The sequence below is a fragment of the Bacillus sp. FSL W7-1034 genome (genome assembly GCF_038593365.1).
In the GTDB taxonomy this organism is placed as follows: Bacteria; Bacillota; Bacilli; order Bacillales; family Bacillaceae; genus Bacillus; species Bacillus altitudinis.
The window spans coordinates 2,328,124-2,344,770 of the sequence record NZ_CP151989.1 but is presented as its reverse complement, the minus strand read 5'-3'; the positions used below and the strand labels follow the sequence as shown (position 1 = coordinate 2,344,770).

At 41.7% G+C, this 16,647-nt stretch carries 17 protein-coding genes; 16 read left to right on the top strand and 1 reads right to left on the bottom strand.

Features of this window, described 5'->3' with window-relative positions:
• The first annotated feature begins 34 nt into the window (after window positions 1-34).
• From hemW to mtaB, 8 genes are all read left to right on the top strand, one after another.
• Entirely contained in the window at window positions 35-1,174 is a 1,140-nt protein-coding gene (gene hemW, locus NST73_RS12075) for a radical SAM family heme chaperone HemW (protein ID WP_035390855.1), read from the top strand.
• Between the two features lie 81 nt (window positions 1,175-1,255).
• A complete protein-coding gene (hrcA, locus tag NST73_RS12070) occupies window positions 1,256-2,287 on the top strand; it encodes a heat-inducible transcriptional repressor HrcA (protein WP_008342473.1) in 1,032 nt (343 codons plus the stop codon).
• A gap of 63 nt (window positions 2,288-2,350) precedes the next feature.
• On the top strand, window positions 2,351-2,908 hold the full coding sequence (gene grpE, locus NST73_RS12065; protein WP_096881636.1) for a nucleotide exchange factor GrpE: 558 nt from the start codon (window positions 2,351-2,353) through the stop codon (window positions 2,906-2,908).
• Window positions 2,909-2,932: 24 nt separating this feature from the next.
• Complete coding sequence (dnaK, locus tag NST73_RS12060) at window positions 2,933-4,771, top strand: molecular chaperone DnaK (RefSeq protein WP_282900826.1); 1,839 nt, start codon at window positions 2,933-2,935, stop codon at window positions 4,769-4,771.
• A 165-nt stretch (window positions 4,772-4,936) separates the two neighbouring features.
• Complete coding sequence (gene dnaJ, locus NST73_RS12055) at window positions 4,937-6,070, top strand: molecular chaperone DnaJ (RefSeq protein ID WP_217966985.1); 1,134 nt, start codon at window positions 4,937-4,939, stop codon at window positions 6,068-6,070.
• Window positions 6,071-6,092: 22 nt separating this feature from the next.
• Window positions 6,093-7,028 (top strand): 50S ribosomal protein L11 methyltransferase, encoded by a 936-nt coding sequence (prmA, locus tag NST73_RS12050; RefSeq protein ID WP_017358022.1) that lies wholly within the window; start codon window positions 6,093-6,095, stop codon window positions 7,026-7,028.
• A 23-nt stretch (window positions 7,029-7,051) separates the two neighbouring features.
• The gene (locus NST73_RS12045) at window positions 7,052-7,822 is read left to right on the top strand and encodes a 16S rRNA (uracil(1498)-N(3))-methyltransferase (RefSeq protein WP_342499110.1); all 771 of its coding nucleotides are present in this window, start codon (window positions 7,052-7,054) and stop codon (window positions 7,820-7,822) included.
• A complete protein-coding gene (gene mtaB / locus NST73_RS12040) occupies window positions 7,822-9,180 on the top strand; it encodes a tRNA (N(6)-L-threonylcarbamoyladenosine(37)-C(2))-methylthiotransferase MtaB (RefSeq protein WP_342468101.1) in 1,359 nt (452 codons plus the stop codon). Before NST73_RS12045 ends, mtaB begins: the two co-directional genes overlap by 1 nt.
• A gap of 40 nt (window positions 9,181-9,220) precedes the next feature.
• Here the strand turns inward: mtaB and NST73_RS12035 are convergent, their stop codons facing one another.
• Window positions 9,221-10,150: a Na/Pi symporter gene (locus NST73_RS12035; RefSeq protein ID WP_039167243.1), complete on the bottom strand. Its 930-nt coding sequence runs from the start codon at window positions 10,148-10,150 to the stop codon at window positions 9,221-9,223.
• A 184-nt stretch (window positions 10,151-10,334) separates the two neighbouring features.
• On the opposite strand from NST73_RS12035, the gene rpsU reads away from it, so the two are divergent.
• From rpsU to NST73_RS11995, 8 genes are all read left to right on the top strand, one after another.
• The gene (gene rpsU, locus NST73_RS12030) at window positions 10,335-10,508 is read left to right on the top strand and encodes a 30S ribosomal protein S21 (RefSeq protein WP_003152957.1); all 174 of its coding nucleotides are present in this window, start codon (window positions 10,335-10,337) and stop codon (window positions 10,506-10,508) included.
• Between the two features lie 14 nt (window positions 10,509-10,522).
• Complete coding sequence (locus NST73_RS12025; RefSeq protein ID WP_007501319.1) at window positions 10,523-10,972, top strand: GatB/YqeY domain-containing protein; 450 nt, start codon at window positions 10,523-10,525, stop codon at window positions 10,970-10,972.
• Between the two features lie 141 nt (window positions 10,973-11,113).
• Window positions 11,114-12,427, top strand: a complete 1,314-nt coding sequence (locus NST73_RS12020) for a nodulation protein NfeD (RefSeq protein WP_073413896.1) — start codon at window positions 11,114-11,116, stop codon at window positions 12,425-12,427.
• 27 nt (window positions 12,428-12,454) lie between these two features.
• On the top strand, window positions 12,455-13,447 hold the full coding sequence (gene floA, locus NST73_RS12015) for a flotillin-like protein FloA (RefSeq protein WP_008356247.1): 993 nt from the start codon (window positions 12,455-12,457) through the stop codon (window positions 13,445-13,447).
• Window positions 13,448-13,478: 31 nt separating this feature from the next.
• Window positions 13,479-13,976 (top strand): hypothetical protein, encoded by a 498-nt coding sequence (locus tag NST73_RS12010; RefSeq protein WP_024718815.1) that lies wholly within the window; start codon window positions 13,479-13,481, stop codon window positions 13,974-13,976.
• A gap of 206 nt (window positions 13,977-14,182) precedes the next feature.
• Window positions 14,183-14,464, top strand: a complete 282-nt coding sequence (gene yqfC / locus NST73_RS12005) for a sporulation protein YqfC (protein WP_012010618.1) — start codon at window positions 14,183-14,185, stop codon at window positions 14,462-14,464.
• 18 nt (window positions 14,465-14,482) lie between these two features.
• Complete coding sequence (gene yqfD, locus NST73_RS12000; RefSeq protein ID WP_041090989.1) at window positions 14,483-15,673, top strand: sporulation protein YqfD; 1,191 nt, start codon at window positions 14,483-14,485, stop codon at window positions 15,671-15,673.
• Between the two features lie 3 nt (window positions 15,674-15,676).
• On the top strand, window positions 15,677-16,636 hold the full coding sequence (locus NST73_RS11995) for a PhoH family protein (protein WP_008342419.1): 960 nt from the start codon (window positions 15,677-15,679) through the stop codon (window positions 16,634-16,636).
• Window positions 16,637-16,647 lie beyond the last annotated feature (11 nt).

Below are 16,647 nucleotides of genomic sequence, written 5' to 3'. Positions count from 1 at the left end.
TGCGGCTCTTTACCTGTAAAGAAGGTGTCAACAAATGAAAGCAGCATACATTCACATTCCATTTTGTGAGCACATTTGTCACTATTGTGATTTTAATAAATTTTTCATTAAAACCCAGCCGGTCGATGAATACTTAGCCGCTCTTGAAAAAGAAATGCAGCACACGATCGATCAAAAAGGGGAGCAAGAACTAAAGACGATCTTTATTGGCGGGGGAACCCCGACATCACTGACAACCAGCCAGTTAGATCAGCTTATGGACAGCATTCACCGCGTATTAAAACCAACCAAAAACTTAATCGAGTTTGCAGTAGAAGCAAACCCAGACGAACTATCGCTTGAGAAATTGAATGTCTTAAAATCAGCAGGCGTTAATCGGCTGAGCTTTGGTGTTCAAACATTTGAAGATGACCTGCTCAAAAAAATCGGACGGGTTCATCAAAAGAAAGATGTTCTCACATCTTTCGAGCGAGCAAGAGCAGTTGGGTTTGACAACATTAGTCTTGATCTTATGTTTGGTTTGCCTCATCAAGAGAAGCATCATGTCATGCATTCACTAGAGACCGCTTTTTCATTAGGTGCAGAACATTATTCGGTTTATTCGCTGATTGTCGAGCCAAAGACGGTCTTTTACAATTTGATGCAAAAAGGGAAACTGCATTTACCACCGCAAGAACGTGAGGCTGAAATGTATGAGCTCGTCATGGATGAAATGGAGCGGCACGGACTCAAACAATATGAGATTAGCAATTACGCCAAACCAGGTTTTGAAAGCCAGCATAACCTCACCTATTGGAGCAACGAAGATTACTTTGGTTTTGGCGCAGGAGCGCACGGGTATGTAGATGGCGTCCGCAATGTGAACGCTGGACCAGTGAAGCATTACTTAGAGCTCATTGAACAAACAGGGTTTCCATATAAGGAAACGCATCAGGTGACAAAAGCAGAACAGATCGAAGAAGAAATGTTCTTAGGTTTGCGGAAAATTGAAGGCGTGAAAAGTGCTCACTTTCAAGCGAAATTTGGAGCATCACCAGAAGCACTCTTTCCCGCCATTCTTGAAGAATTAGCAGAAAAAGGTCTCATTGAACAGGATGAGATTGGCATTCGTTTAACAAGAAAAGGAAAATTGTTAGGGAATGAAGTATTTCAAGCGTTTCTCGGTGAGTTATAATTGACATTTTAATTTGAGTTTGGTAATTTTGTTTATACAATTAGCACTCGTTGAAAGAGAGTGCTAACAGGGGTGATGATGATGTTAACAAATCGTCAGCTTTTGATTCTACAAGTCATTATTAATGACTTTATTCGTTCGGCGCAGCCAGTTGGATCAAGGACTCTTTCCAAAAAAGAAGACATTACATTCAGCTCTGCGACGATTAGAAACGAAATGGCTGATTTGGAGGAACTCGGTTTTATTGAAAAGACCCATTCTTCATCAGGAAGAATTCCTTCCGAAAAAGGATATCGTTATTATGTAGATCATTTGCTCTCTCCGCGAAAACTGTCATCTAAAGAGCTTGTGCTCATCCAGTCAGTATTTCAGGAGAAAATTTTTGAGCTGGAAAAAACAGTTCAAAAATCGGCGGAAATTTTATCAGATCTCACAAACTACACATCGATTGTCCTTGGTCCAAAGCTAAGTGAAAATCGATTGAAGCAAATTCAGCTTGTCCCTGTCCAGCCTAATAAAGCAGTAGCGATTATGATTACAGACAGCGGGCATGTTGAAAACAAAACCATTACCTTCTCTGAGCATCTTGATGTCTCCGATATTGAGAAGCTGATGAATATTTTAAACAGCCGCTTAGCCGGAGTCCCGATGGATCAGCTGAAGGACAGGATGTATAAAGAAGTAGTGATGCTCCTTCGTACGCATTTAAAAGACTATGATCATATTTTAGATGCGCTTGGTAACACATTCACTTCAACACAAAATGAATCAAAACTTTTCTTTGGCGGGAAGATTAATATGTTGAATCAGCCAGAGTTTCATGACATTGACCGTATTCGTTCACTCATGATGCTGATTGAACAAAAGAATGATGTCATGCAGCTGTTTCATCCAAATCAGCAAGGAATCACCATTAAAATCGGTTCAGAAAACAATTTGGAAGCAATGGAGAACTGCAGTTTAATCACAGCAACTTATGCGATTGATCAAAAATCACTCGGCTCCATCGCTGTCATTGGTCCAACCCGTATGGATTACGGGCGAGTCGTTAGTCTTTTGCATCATGTATCAAAAGACTTGTCAAACGCACTTTCCAATTTGTATGATGAGTAGGGTGATAAAAGGTGGGGGCACAGCCCCTTCGTATAATTGAATCTTTTGAGGGAGGTGAACACAATGTCAGAAGAAAAACAGACACCTGAGCAAGCAGCAGAGGTTGAAGCACAAGAAGAAGCAGTTCAAGCAGAAACTGAGGAAGTAAAGCACGATGAACAGTCTGCCTTCCAAGAGAAGATTGATGAATTGCAGCAGCTTCTAGATGAAAAAGAAAACAAAATTCTGCGTGTTCAAGCAGATTTTGAAAACTATAAACGCCGTGCTCGAACTGAAGTGGAGACCGTGCAAAAATATCGTTCTCAACATGTTGTCAGCGACCTTCTCCCAGCTCTCGACAACTTTGAAAGAGCGCTTGGAATCGATCCAGACAATGAGCAGACGAAAAGTTTGTTAGAAGGTATGCAAATGGTTTACCGCCAGCTGGTAGAAGCGTTGAAAAATGAAGGCGTTGAACCAATTGAAGCTGTCGGCAAAGAGTTCGATCCAAACCTTCACCAAGCCGTCATGCAAGTTGAAGATGAAAGCTACGATTCAAACATCGTTGTAGAAGAATTGCAAAAGGGCTATAAACTCAAAGACCGAGTTATTCGTCCATCAATGGTAAAAGTAAATCAATAACTACATAATGGGAGGTCATCGAATATGAGTAAAATCATTGGTATTGACTTAGGAACAACAAACTCATGTGTTGCAGTACTCGAAGGCGGCGAGCCAAAAGTTATTGCAAACGCTGAAGGAGCACGTACAACACCATCTGTTGTCGCTTTTAAAAATGGAGAGCGCCAAGTAGGTGAAGTAGCAAAACGTCAATCAATTACAAACCCAAACACCATCATGTCTGTTAAAAGACATATGGGTACAGATTATAAAGTAGAAGTTGAGGGCAAGAACTACACGCCGCAGGAAATCTCTGCAATCATCCTTCAACACCTTAAATCTTACGCTGAAGCTTATCTTGGCGAAGAAGTAACAAAAGCGGTTATTACAGTTCCTGCTTACTTCAACGATGCAGAGCGCCAAGCAACAAAAGATGCTGGTAAAATTGCTGGTCTTGAAGTAGAACGTATCATCAACGAACCAACAGCAGCTGCACTTGCTTATGGTTTAGATAAAACAGATGAAGATCAAACGATCCTTGTATATGACCTTGGTGGCGGTACATTTGACGTATCAGTCCTTGAGCTTGGAGACGGCGTCTTTGAAGTACGCTCAACTGCTGGGGACAACCGTCTAGGTGGAGACGATTTTGACCAAGTCATCATCGATCATCTAGTGGCTGAGTTCAAAAAAGAAAACGGCATTGATCTTTCTAAAGATAAAATGGCGCTTCAGCGTTTAAAAGATGCTGCTGAAAAAGCGAAAAAAGATCTTTCTGGTGTATCTTCTACACAAATCTCACTGCCATTTATCACAGCTGGAGATGCAGGTCCTCTTCACCTAGAATTAACGCTAACGCGTGCTAAATTCGAAGAGCTTTCTGCAGAACTTGTAGAGCGTACAATGACACCTGTACGTCAATCACTGAAAGATGCTGGTCTATCTGCTAGCGAGATTGATAAAGTTATCCTTGTTGGTGGATCAACTCGTATTCCTGCAGTACAAGAAGCAATCAAAAAAGAAACAGGTAAAGAGCCTCATAAAGGCGTAAACCCTGATGAAGTGGTTGCACTTGGTGCGGCAATTCAAGGTGGAGTTATCACAGGAGATGTCAAAGACGTTGTTCTTCTTGACGTCACACCACTTTCTTTAGGAATTGAAACAATGGGCGGCGTATTCACAAAGCTGATTGAACGTAATACAACAATTCCAACAAGTAAATCTCAAGTATTCTCAACGGCTGCTGACAACCAAACTGCTGTAGACATTCACGTCTTACAAGGTGAGCGTCCAATGGCAGCAGACAACAAAACATTAGGTCGTTTCCAATTGACTGACATTCCACCAGCACCACGCGGCGTACCACAAATCGAAGTATCTTTTGATATCGATAAAAACGGTATCGTAAACGTACGTGCGAAAGATATGGGTACTGGAAAAGAACAAAACATCACAATCAAATCTTCTTCAGGTCTTTCTGATGATGAGATCGAAAAAATGGTCAAAGAAGCAGAAGAAAATGCTGAAGCAGATGCAAAGAAAAAAGAAGAAATCGAAGTGCGCAATGAAGCAGATCAATTAGTGTTTACAACAGAAAAAACATTAAAAGATCTTGAAGGCAAAATCGATGAAGAGCAAGTGAAAAAAGCAAACGACGCGAAAGATGCACTAAAAGCTGCGATCGAAAAAGGCGAGCTTGAAGACATCAAAGCGAAAAAAGATGAGCTGCAAACAATCGTTCAAGAACTAACGACAAAGCTCTATGAAGAAGCTGCAAAACAAGCACAAGCTCAGCAAGAAGGCGCTGAAGGTGCTCAAAAAGCAGATGACAATGTAGTGGATGCAGAATACGAAGAAGTAAACGACGATCAAGAGAAAAAATAATCACCTTTACTTTTGAAAAAGACTGCTGAAACGTACTCGTCAGAAAGTCAAAGTCAGGATCTCTTGGCTTTGACTTTTTTCTTTTCAACGATGAAAAGGAATTGAAAAAGATCAATTTAAAATGATACAATCGTATTTATGTGAGAAAATCGGGAGTGTGAAGAGATGAGTAAGCGTGATTACTATGAAGTGCTTGGCGTGAGTAAGAGCGCCTCAAAGGACGAAATCAAAAAGGCATACCGCAAGCTTTCAAAAAAGTATCACCCTGATATTAATAAAGAAGCTGGCTCAGATGAGAAATTCAAAGAAGTAAAAGAAGCCTATGAAACCCTTTCTGACGATCAAAAACGTTCACAGTATGACCAGTTCGGTCACACCGATCCAAACCAAGGATTTGGTGGCGGCGGATTTGGCGGTGGAGGAGACTTTGGCGGCTTCGGCGGATTTGATGACATCTTCTCTAGTATTTTTGGCGGCGGAGCCAGAAGAAGAGATCCAAATGCACCGCGTCAAGGAGCGGACCTTCAATATACAATGACCCTTTCATTTGAAGAAGCGGCATTTGGGAAAGAAGCAACGATCGAGATTCCCCGCGAGGAATCATGTGAAACGTGTCATGGATCAGGTGCAAAACCTGGAACACAGGCGAAGACATGCTCACATTGCGGCGGATCAGGTCAACTAAATGTCGAGCAATCCACGCCATTTGGTAAAGTAGTCAACCGCAGAGTATGTAACTACTGTAGCGGAACTGGTAAACAAATTGAACATAAGTGTTCAACATGTGGTGGATCTGGTAAAGTGCGTAAGCGTAAGAAAATCAATGTGACGATCCCAGCAGGTGTGGACGATGGTCAGCAGCTTAGAGTATCTGGTCAAGGTGAACCAGGTGTAAATGGAGGACCTCCAGGCGATCTATTTGTTGTTTTCCATGTGAGGGCGCATGAATTCTTCGAACGAGATGGAGATGACATCTACTGCGAAATGCCGCTTACCTTTGCGCAGGCTGCACTAGGTGATGAAATTGAAGTGCCGACATTACATGGGAAAGTCAAATTAAAAGTTCCTGCGGGCACACAAACGGGCACGAAGTTTAGACTCAAAGGAAAAGGTGTAAAAAATGTACGCGGTTATGGTCAAGGCGATCAGCATATCGTTGTACGCGTCGTAACACCGACGAATTTAACTGAAAATCAAAAAGATATCATTAGAAAATTTGCTGAAGTGAGCGGAAATAAACCGGACGAACAAGAAATGAGCTTTTTCGATAAGGTGAAACGCGCATTTAAAGGCGAGTAAGACGGATAAGGAGTTGGTAGTATTGAAGTGGTCAGAAATAAGCGTCCATACAACAAATGAAGCGGTGGAACCGATCACCAATATTTTGCATGAAGCAGGTGCAAGTGGTGTCGTGATTGAGGACCCGCTTGATTTAGTCAAGGAACGTGAAAATGTATACGGTGAGATCTACCAGCTCGATCCGAATGATTATCCTGAGGAAGGGGTCATCGTCAAAGCCTACCTTCCGATGAATAGCTTTTTGATGGAAACGGTAGATGAGATCAAAGAAGCCATCAATAATCTTCTTCTATACGATATTGACCTTGGACGAAATACACTGTCAATTTGTGAAGTAAACGAAGAAGAATGGGCGACTGCATGGAAGAAATACTATCATCCTGTGAAAATCTCTGAGAAATTTACCATCGTCCCAACATGGGAAGAGTACACACCCGTTCATTCTGATGAATTGATCATCGAAATGGACCCTGGAATGGCATTTGGAACCGGTACACATCCAACAACGGTTCTTTGCATTCAGGCGCTTGAGCGCTATGTGAAGGAAAACGACACGGTGATTGACGTTGGAACAGGATCTGGCATTTTAAGTGTTGCCGCTGCAATGCTCGGTGCAAAAGACATTCATGCATTTGATCTCGACACCGTTGCAGTGGAAAGTGCAAAGCAGAACATCGAATTAAATGGTGTGAGCGAGCAAGTAACGGTAAAACAAAATAATTTACTTGATGGGATTTCAGGTGAACGCGATGTGATTGTGGCCAACATCCTTGCAGAGGTCATCATGCGCTTTACAGATCAAGCGTATGATCTATTGAAGAAAGACGGTTACTTTATTACATCAGGCATTATCGGACAAAAGAAATTACAAGTCAAAACTGCTTTAGAAGAAGCCGGTTTTGAGATTGTTGAAGTGCTGTCAATGGAAGATTGGGTCAGCATAATAGCGAAAAAATAAAGCGAGTAGGTGTCAGGACACGTATGCAACGATATTTTATCGACCTCACAAAAGAAGAAGTGACGGAAAAGGGAAACATCGTCATAAAGGGTGAAGATGTTCATCACCTTGCAAACGTCATGCGGATGAAAGCAGGAGAAGACATCCTTTGCTTAACGACAGACGGCTTTGAAGCGCTCAGTAAAATTGATACAATAACAAAGGAAGAAGTGATTTGTCACTTGGAAGGCTGGACGAATCAGAATCGAGAACTTCCGATCAAGGTAACGATTGCAAGCGGTCTGCCAAAAGGGGATAAGCTTGAATGGATTATCCAAAAAGGCACCGAGCTTGGCGCAAGTGCTTTTATTCCGTTTCAAGCGACTCGTTCGATTACAAAACTTGACCAAAAAAAGTCATTAAAAAAACGAGATCGCTGGGAAAAAATTGCGAAAGAAGCTGCCGAGCAGTCTTACCGGAATATCATTCCGCGCGTTCATCCAGTATCAACATTTAAAGAGCTGATTCAACTGGCCGGTGAATTCGATAAATGTGTCGTTGCATACGAAGAATCATCGAAAGAAGGCGAGCAAAGCCGGTTTCAAACGGTGCTCCAACAGATGAAGGGCGGACAAACCGTATTAGTGGTTTTTGGTCCAGAAGGCGGTTTAGCAGAAAAGGAAATTGAAGAACTTGAAGCGCATGGTGCAGTCATTTGCGGGCTTGGACCACGCATTTTAAGAACAGAAACAGCTCCTCTTTACGCGCTTTCTGCTATATCTTATCAAACAGAGTTATTAAGAGGTGAATCATGATGGGAACAGTAGCGTTCCATACACTTGGCTGTAAGGTCAATCACTACGAAACAGAAGCCATCTGGCAGCTGTTTAAAGAAGCTGGCTATGAAAGAAAAGATTATGAATCAAAAGCAGACGTATATGTCATTAATACATGTACCGTCACCAATACAGGCGATAAAAAAAGCCGCCAAGTCATTAGAAGAGCCATTCGTCATAATCCGGATGGTGTCATTTGTGTAACAGGCTGTTACGCACAAACGTCTCCGGCAGAAATCATGGCGATTCCTGGTGTTGATATTGTGGTTGGCACACAAGACAGACATAAACTGCTTGGTTATATTGAAGAATACAGAAGAGAAAGACAGCCGATCAACGGAGTTGGCAATATCATGAAAGCACGGGTCTTTGAAGAACTAGATGTTCCTGCGTTTACTGATAGAACACGTGCTTCATTAAAAATCCAAGAAGGCTGTAACAATTTCTGTACATTCTGCATTATCCCTTGGGCTCGCGGATTACTGCGTTCTCGCGATCCAGAAGAAGTCATCAATCAAGCGCAGCAGCTTGTCGATGCTGGCTACAAAGAAATTGTATTAACAGGTATTCATACAGGTGGATACGGTGAAGATTTAAAGGATTATAACTTTGCTAAGCTTCTGAAAGAATTAGATGAACGTGTGGCTGGATTAAAACGAATCCGCATTTCATCCATTGAAGCAAGTCAAATTACAGACGAAGTGATTGAAGTGCTCGATCAGTCAGATAAAATTGTGAGACACTTGCACATTCCGCTTCAATCTGGCTCTAATACTGTACTGAAAAGAATGCGCCGTAAATACACAATGGAATTCTTTGCAGAGCGTTTAACGAAGCTCAAAAAAGCATTGCCAGGTCTTGCTGTCACTTCAGATGTGATCGTTGGATTCCCAGGAGAAACAGAAGAAGAATTTATGGAAACATACAATTTTGTCAAAGACCATCAATTCTCTGAGCTCCATGTGTTTCCTTACAGCAAACGGACAGGTACGCCTGCTGCAAGAATGGAAGAACAAGTAGATGAGAATGTGAAAAACGAACGCGTTCACCGCCTCATTGCTCTTTCTGATCAGCTTGCAAAAGAATATGCATCGGCATATGAAGGCGACGTCTTAGAGATTATTCCAGAAGAATCCTTCAAAGAACAAGACGGAACGCACAATCTGTATGTAGGATATACTGATAACTACATGAAGGTCGTATTTGAAGGAACAGAGGACATGATCGGCCGTTTGGTAAAAGTGAAGATTACGAAAGCAGGCTATCCTTATAACGAAGGACAATTCGTCCGTATAAGTGATGACGTGCAGACGGATCAAGTGAGAATGACCTCATAATGAATGAAAAACCGGCAGCCATTAGGCAAGCCGGTTTCTTTTATGTTGACTGATTTGGAAGAAGGAACAAAATCAAGGCGTGAAAAGGGCGGATGAACGGGAAAAAGAGGAGAGAACTTGCAACATTAAACAGCAGACTAAAGTGCGCAATCTGCTGGGCAGGAGAGCTTGCTAAAAGTGCAACAAACTCTGTGATAAAGGTGAGAAAAGGAAGACATAAAAGAACACCTAGAACATTAAACACGACGTGTGCATACGCGGTTTGGCGGGCTGCATAACCGCCAGAGATAGCAGCCATCACGGCAGTAATACATGTTCCGATATTGGACCCTAAAACAAAGCTGATGCCTTCTTTTAGAGCGACAGTCCCTTCATTCATAAATCCCATCAAAATACCGATACATACAGAGCTTGAATGAACAATCGCCGTGAACACTGTACCAGAGAGAAGAGCTGTCCAATCGGAATGCTGCATCATTTCAAGGAAACGCAGTGTCTCTGGCTGACTGGTCATCATACCTGCAATTTTTGAAAAACCTTGAATACAAAAAAAGATCATGCCAAGCCCAAATAAACTTTTTCCTGCATATCGAAAAGACTTCCTGCCCAAAATGATACATAAAAGACCAGCTGCAATCAGAACCCACATAAACACGTCCATCTTAATGGCAATAAATTCTGTCGTAAATGTTGAGCCGATATTCGTTCCAAGAATCATGGGTATGGATTTTTTAAACGTGAGAATGCCTGTACTCACAAAGCCGATAACGATGACCATAAACGCCGAACTGCTTTGAAGAACCCCTGTAAACACAATACTGACCAAGAATGCTTTGACTGGATGATCTGTAAAGAGAAGAAGTGATTTCTCAATACGAGACGACGTGAGTGCCATTAATCCTTTCCTAAGCAAACCCATTGCCCATAAAAAAATGAAAATAAGTGCACAAAAATAAATGATCGCCATCATAGAAAAGTCCTCCTCTTACCAATGAATATATGGACTTGTCTACCTGCTCATGACGAAAATATATTTCCAAATCACTTAGTTGACCTCAACCTAGGCTTATATTATAATGTCTAGGTACATGTTTTGCATATGTATATCTTTTTTTAATGCAGTCGATTGGTGTATTCGGAGGGAGGGAAAGAGAATGTCAAAAACGGTCGTTAGAAAAAACGAATCGCTTGAAGATGCTCTTCGTCGCTTTAAACGCAGTGTATCCAAAACTGGAACATTGCAAGAAGCAAGAAAGCGTGAATTTTATGAAAAGCCTAGCGTAAAGCGTAAGAAAAAGTCTGAAGCTGCTAGAAAACGTAAATTCTAAAGAGGGTGGATTTTATGAGTCTTCTTGAGCAATTAAATTCTGATATGAAGCTTTTTATGAAAAACCGAGAGAAAGACAAGCTTATTGTCATTCGTATGGTAAAGGCTTCACTGCAAAATGAAGCAATAAAGCTTAAGAAAGACAGTTTGACCGGAGATGAGGAACTAACCGTCCTTTCCCGCGAGATTAAGCAACGTAAAGACTCCCTCCATGAATTTTCGAAAGCTAATCGCTTAGATTTAGTAGATAAAGTTCAAAAAGAGATTGACATTTTAGACGTTTATTTACCTGAACAGCTTTCTGAAGAAGAACTGCAGGCGGTTGTGAAAGAAACAATCGCCGAAACCGGTGCTTCATCGAAAGCTGATATGGGTAAAGTGATGAGCGCTATTATGCCAAAAGTAAAAGGTAAAGCTGATGGTGCTGTGATTAACAGACTTGTCAGCGAGCAACTGTCTCAATAAAAAAGTATCCTTCTCATGTTAGAAGGGTACTTTTTTTATGCCTCCATAAACCTGTCATATAAAAATGAAACCTATGATACATTTGTAACGTATGTAAAGGAACGGTAAAATGAAAGAAAGAGAGGGGGGATCACCAAATAGATGAAAAAAATGAAAATTTCTATTGCTCTCTTCAGTTGTTTTATAATATGCTTGTTATTAGGGGTTCAATTGACCGCGAAATCAGCAGATCAGAAAGTTCATGTAATCCCAATTGAAGATACAGTAGAAAAAGGACTTTCTAAATTCATTGAACGATCATTTGAGCAGGCAAAGTCGGAACGGGCGAAGCACATCATTCTCGACATCAATACACCAGGTGGTGCAGTCGATGCGGCACTTGAAATAGCCGATACCATTCGTGCATCCGACATCCCAGTGACAGCGTTTGTGAATCATAGAGCGCTTTCAGCCGGGGCATTCATTGCCCTAAATGCCGATCAAATTTATATGACCCCAAACGGAAAGATGGGGGCTGCTGCGATCATTGACGGTGAAGGCAACGCTGCCGATCAAAAATCTGAATCTCTATGGCTTGCTGAAATGAGTGACGCTGCTGAAAAGCAGGGGCGTGATCCAAAATATGCTCTTGCGATGGCAGATGTAGATATAGACGCAAAAGAAGCTGGTGCACCAAAAGGAGAATTGCTGACCTTTAACACAGATCGGGCGCTTCAGTTCGGTTATGCAGAAGGAGAAGCGAAAAATATGGATGACTTGGTTCAGAAGCTGAACTTAGCAGATGCCTCTGTTCAATACGATGAAGTGAGCTTTGCTGAAAAGGTTGCGCGTTTTCTCACGCATCCGATCGTCATTCCTATCCTTTTATCCATTGCGAGCTTAGGATTAATTGTTGAATTATATTCTCCCGGCTTTGGGGTTCCAGGCACCATGGGAGTCACAGCGCTTCTTCTATTCTTTTATGGTCATCTCGTGGCAGGTTTTGCAGGATATGAGACATTGTTCCTGTTTTTGGCAGGGATTGTGTTGATCATTCTGGAATTATTTTTGCCAGGGGGAATCGTGGGTGTCATTGGACTAATCTGTGTCGTTGTCAGCTTATTTTTAGCAGCTGGAAGCTTTACAGAAATGGCGATTTCCATCTTGATTGCCACTGCTGTTTCAATCATAGCAGTTATTTTATTGACAAAGGTGTTGGGGAAACGTATGAAATTTTTTAAAAAGTTCATTTTAACCGATTCAACCAATAAAGAAAGTGGTTATGTCTCAAATGAAACAAGAGATGATCTTGTAGGACAAATCGCAGTGACAGCAACAGCACTTCGTCCATCTGGTACGATTGTATTCGGAGACGAGCGCATTGATGTTGTGTCAGAAGGTGCTTTTATCGATAAGGATGAACAAGTAAAAATTGTGAAAGCGGAAGGCTCACGCATTGTCGTGAGGAAAGTATAGATATACTGATTTTATAGGAGGAATAAAATGGATCCATCTACTTTACTATTATTTGTGATTATCGCAGCAGGTTTGATCGTTCTATCGATCTTCTTCACCTTTGTACCGGTGATGCTGTGGATTTCTGCCCTAGCGGCTGGCGTAAGAGTGAGCATTTTTACACTTGTAGGAATGAGGCTTCGCCGAGTGATTCCAAACCGAGTGGTCAACCCGCTCATCAAAGCGCATAAAGCAGGTCTTGATGCGACGATTAACCAATTAGAAAGCCACTATCTTGCAGGTGGTAACGTAGACCGCGTGATCAACGCACTGATCGCAGCTCAGCGTGCGAATATCGAATTGAACTTTGCTCGCTGTGCGGCAATCGACCTAGCAGGCCGTGACGTACTTGAAGCTGTCCAAATGAGTGTAAACCCTAAAGTCATTGAAACACCATTTATCTCAGGTGTTGCGATGGACGGGATTGAAGTAAAAGCAAAAGCACGTATTACAGTTCGTGCAAACATTGACAGACTTGTCGGTGGTGCAGGGGAAGAAACGATCATTGCTCGTGTAGGTGAAGGGATTGTTTCGACAATCGGTTCATCAGATAATCATAAAAAGGTTCTTGAAAATCCTGATATGATTTCTCAAACGGTTCTTGGTAAAGGATTAGATTCAGGTACAGCATTTGAAATTCTCTCGATTGATATCGCAGATGTTGATATCGGTAAGAACATCGGGGCAATCCTGCAGACAGACCAAGCAGAAGCCGACAAAAACATTGCACAGGCGAAAGCAGAAGAACGCCGGGCAATGGCTGTTGCACAAGAACAAGAAATGCGTGCGAGAGTTGAAGAAATGCGCGCGAAAGTAGTAGAAGCAGAGGCGGAAGTACCACTTGCAATGGCCGAAGCACTACGTGAAGGTAATATCGGTGTCATGGACTACATGAACATTAAGAATATCGATGCTGATACGGATATGAGAGATTCATTTGGCAAAATGACAAAAGGTCCATCTGATAATGAAAACAAATAAGCATCCTCTCACGCTTTAAGGAGGGAGCCCATTGGACATTCTATTTGAAAATCCGCTATTAATCGCGATTATCATCGGTATCATTTCTGCGGTTTTTGGGAAAATCGGTAAACAAGAGGAGAACGAACAAAAGAACCAGCAAAACAAACCGGCTCCTCAGCGTAAACCAGTGCCGCAAAAGCAAACAAAACAAACAAGTCCAGATCCGGTCGTAACGGACCAGCTTGACGATTTTGGCGATGTACATGATCATGGCGGGATGAAAAAACAAGGTTCACAATCCTTACAGGATCGTTATACAGCTACACTTGCCGAAATGGAAGAAAGAAAAAGCGAGCTGAATAAAGAGTTTCAATCGCTTGAAAGAGAACTTACAAGGCCAAAAGCAGCATCTGCTGGAATGAAGCCGAAAATGATTGAGAAACTCAACCAAGATACGGTCGTTCAAGGGATGATCCTTGGTGAAGTATTTGGAGAGCCTCGTGCGAAAAAGCCGCATCGAACGATGAAACGACCATATAAAAGATAAAGAAGTAAGCCCCCTCATCCTTAAGGGGGCTTTTTTGTTGTGTAATGGAGACTTTTCTTAGTCAAAATGATGAAACGGCTGTTTTACGGGATTCATTAGCATGATATGAACCGCTGAGGAATAGGATGATATAGAGGCTTTCTCATCAGTCTCACCATCTTTCAGTTTGATCTCATACACATGAGGTGGGAAGGGGTTCTTATTGAATGGGAAAAAGAAAAAATCGACTTAAAGCATGGCTGACAAGAACACTTGAAATCCCTCCGGACGTGATGATGGATCTTCCCCGTATTACGATGGTTGGCAGACTCCATATTTACATAGAGAACCATAAAGGGCTTTTACTTTTCAGTGATCAAGAGGTAAGGCTGATGCTCAAGCAAGGACAGTGCATTATTTCAGGAAAAGACTTTGTGATTAAAACGATTTTGCCAGAAGAGATCTTATTAGAGGGGAAAATCGATGAGGTCCGTTATATTGATTCTTAACTGACGGAGGGGAGAAACGTGAAGAACAAATGGTTTGCTTATTTTATTGGCAGAGTGGAAGTGGAGATAAGAGGAAGCGGTATTGAGCGGTTAATCAATGAGTGCACGAGACAGGGGATCACAATTTTTCAAGTGAGCCGCCGTCAAGACAGCGTGCGCTTATTTATTCGCCTCTCAGATGTACATGCCTTTAGAAAAGTGCGCAGACATCATGAGGTGAAATGTTCATTTCATCAAAAGAAAGGGTTCCCGTTTCTTCTTCTATGGTCGAGAAGAAATATTGGATTTACCCTCGGGATGGCTTTTTTCCTAGTGACGATATTGGCTCTTTCAAATATGGTGTGGAAAATTGAGATTAAAGGTGCGAATCCAGAAACAGAACACCAAATGAGAAAGCATCTGGACGAAATAGGGGTACAAAAAGGGCGTTTTCAGTTTCTTATGGGGACACCTGAAAAAATACAAAAGTCATTGACGACCAATATTCAGAGCATTACATGGGTCGGAGTTGAACTGAACGGAACGACGTTTCAAATGAAAGTGGTCGAAAAAAATGAACCTGAAAAGGAGAAATATACGAGTCCTCAGCACATCGTTGCCAAGAAAAAGGCGGTCATTACGAGAATGTATGTAGAAAAGGGGGAACCGCTTGCCCAAGTCGATGAACATGTGAAAAAAGGGCAGATGCTCGTCTCAGGTTTAATTGGGAGTGAAGATCAGAAAAAAACGGTCGGAGCAAAAGCGAAAATCTATGGTGAAACATGGTACCGATCTGAAGTTTCTGTCCCTCTCCGAACATCTTTTGATGTCTTTACGGGTAAAATGAAGACAAAGCACAAGCTATCCTTGTTTGGAGGCTCCATCCCATTTTGGGGATTTTCCTTTAAAAAAGATGATTTTCAGCAGCCGAAAACAGAAACAGAAGTTCACCCGCTTCATTTTTTGAATATGCAACTACCGTTCTCCTATGAAAAGGAAATCACACGAGAAAGTGAAAAAATAAATCGAGAATACACAAATAAAGAAGCGGTTCAAGCAGGGATTAAAATGGGTAAAAAAGAATTAGAAGAAAAGCTAGGTCAAACAGGTGAGGTGAAAAGTGAAAAAGTTTTGCACGAGACAACAGGGAATGGTAAAGTTAAGTTAATCATCCTTTACCAAGTAATAGAAGATATTGTTCAACCAACACCTATTGTTCAGGGAGACTAGAGAATGACAGAACATTTACTTGAGATTCAACAAAAATTGGATAGCCCAAACGAAGCCATTGCTTTATTTGGCAATCAAGATGCTTATCTGAAACTGATGGAAAACGAGCTGAATGTCTCCATTATCACACGTGGAGAGAAAGTGTATGTTTCTGGTCAGGAAGCATCGAGAGATACTGTGAGCCGTTTGATAACATCTCTCTTACATCTCATTCGTAAAGGAATTGAGATTTCTGAACGGGATGTCGTCTATGCCATTAAAATGGCGCAAAAAGACAAGCTCAATTATTTTGAAAATATGTATGAAGATGAAATTACGAAAAATGCCAAAGGAAAGTCGATCAGAGTCAAAACGATCGGCCAGCGTGAATATGCTGCGGCAATGAAAAAAGATGATCTGGTCTTTGGGATTGGCCCTGCTGGTACAGGTAAAACGTATTTGGCAGTGGTCAACGCAGTACATGCCCTCAAAAATGGACATGTCAAACGGATTATCCTGACAAGGCCAGCTGTTGAAGCAGGGGAAAGTCTTGGCTTTTTGCCAGGAGATTTAAAAGAAAAAGTCGATCCTTATTTAAGACCTCTATATGATGCTCTGCACGATGTGCTTGGCAGTGATCATACGGAACGCTTAATTGAGCGCGGTGTCATTGAAATTGCCCCTCTTGCTTATATGAGAGGGCGGACGCTTGATGATGCATTTGTGATTTTAGATGAAGCGCAGAATACAACACCAGCTCAAATGAAAATGTTTTTGACGAGACTAGGCTTTGGTTCTAAAATGGTCATTACAGGAGATATTACACAAATTGATCTGCCTAAAGGTATGCAGTCAGGCCTTGCAGCTGCAAAGGACATGCTTGCTGAGATCAAGGGTATCTCATTCATTGAATTAGATCAGACAGATGTGGTCAGACACCCGCTTGTGGCGAAGATCATTGGAGCATACGAAAAGCAAAAATGAACTGAGTGACC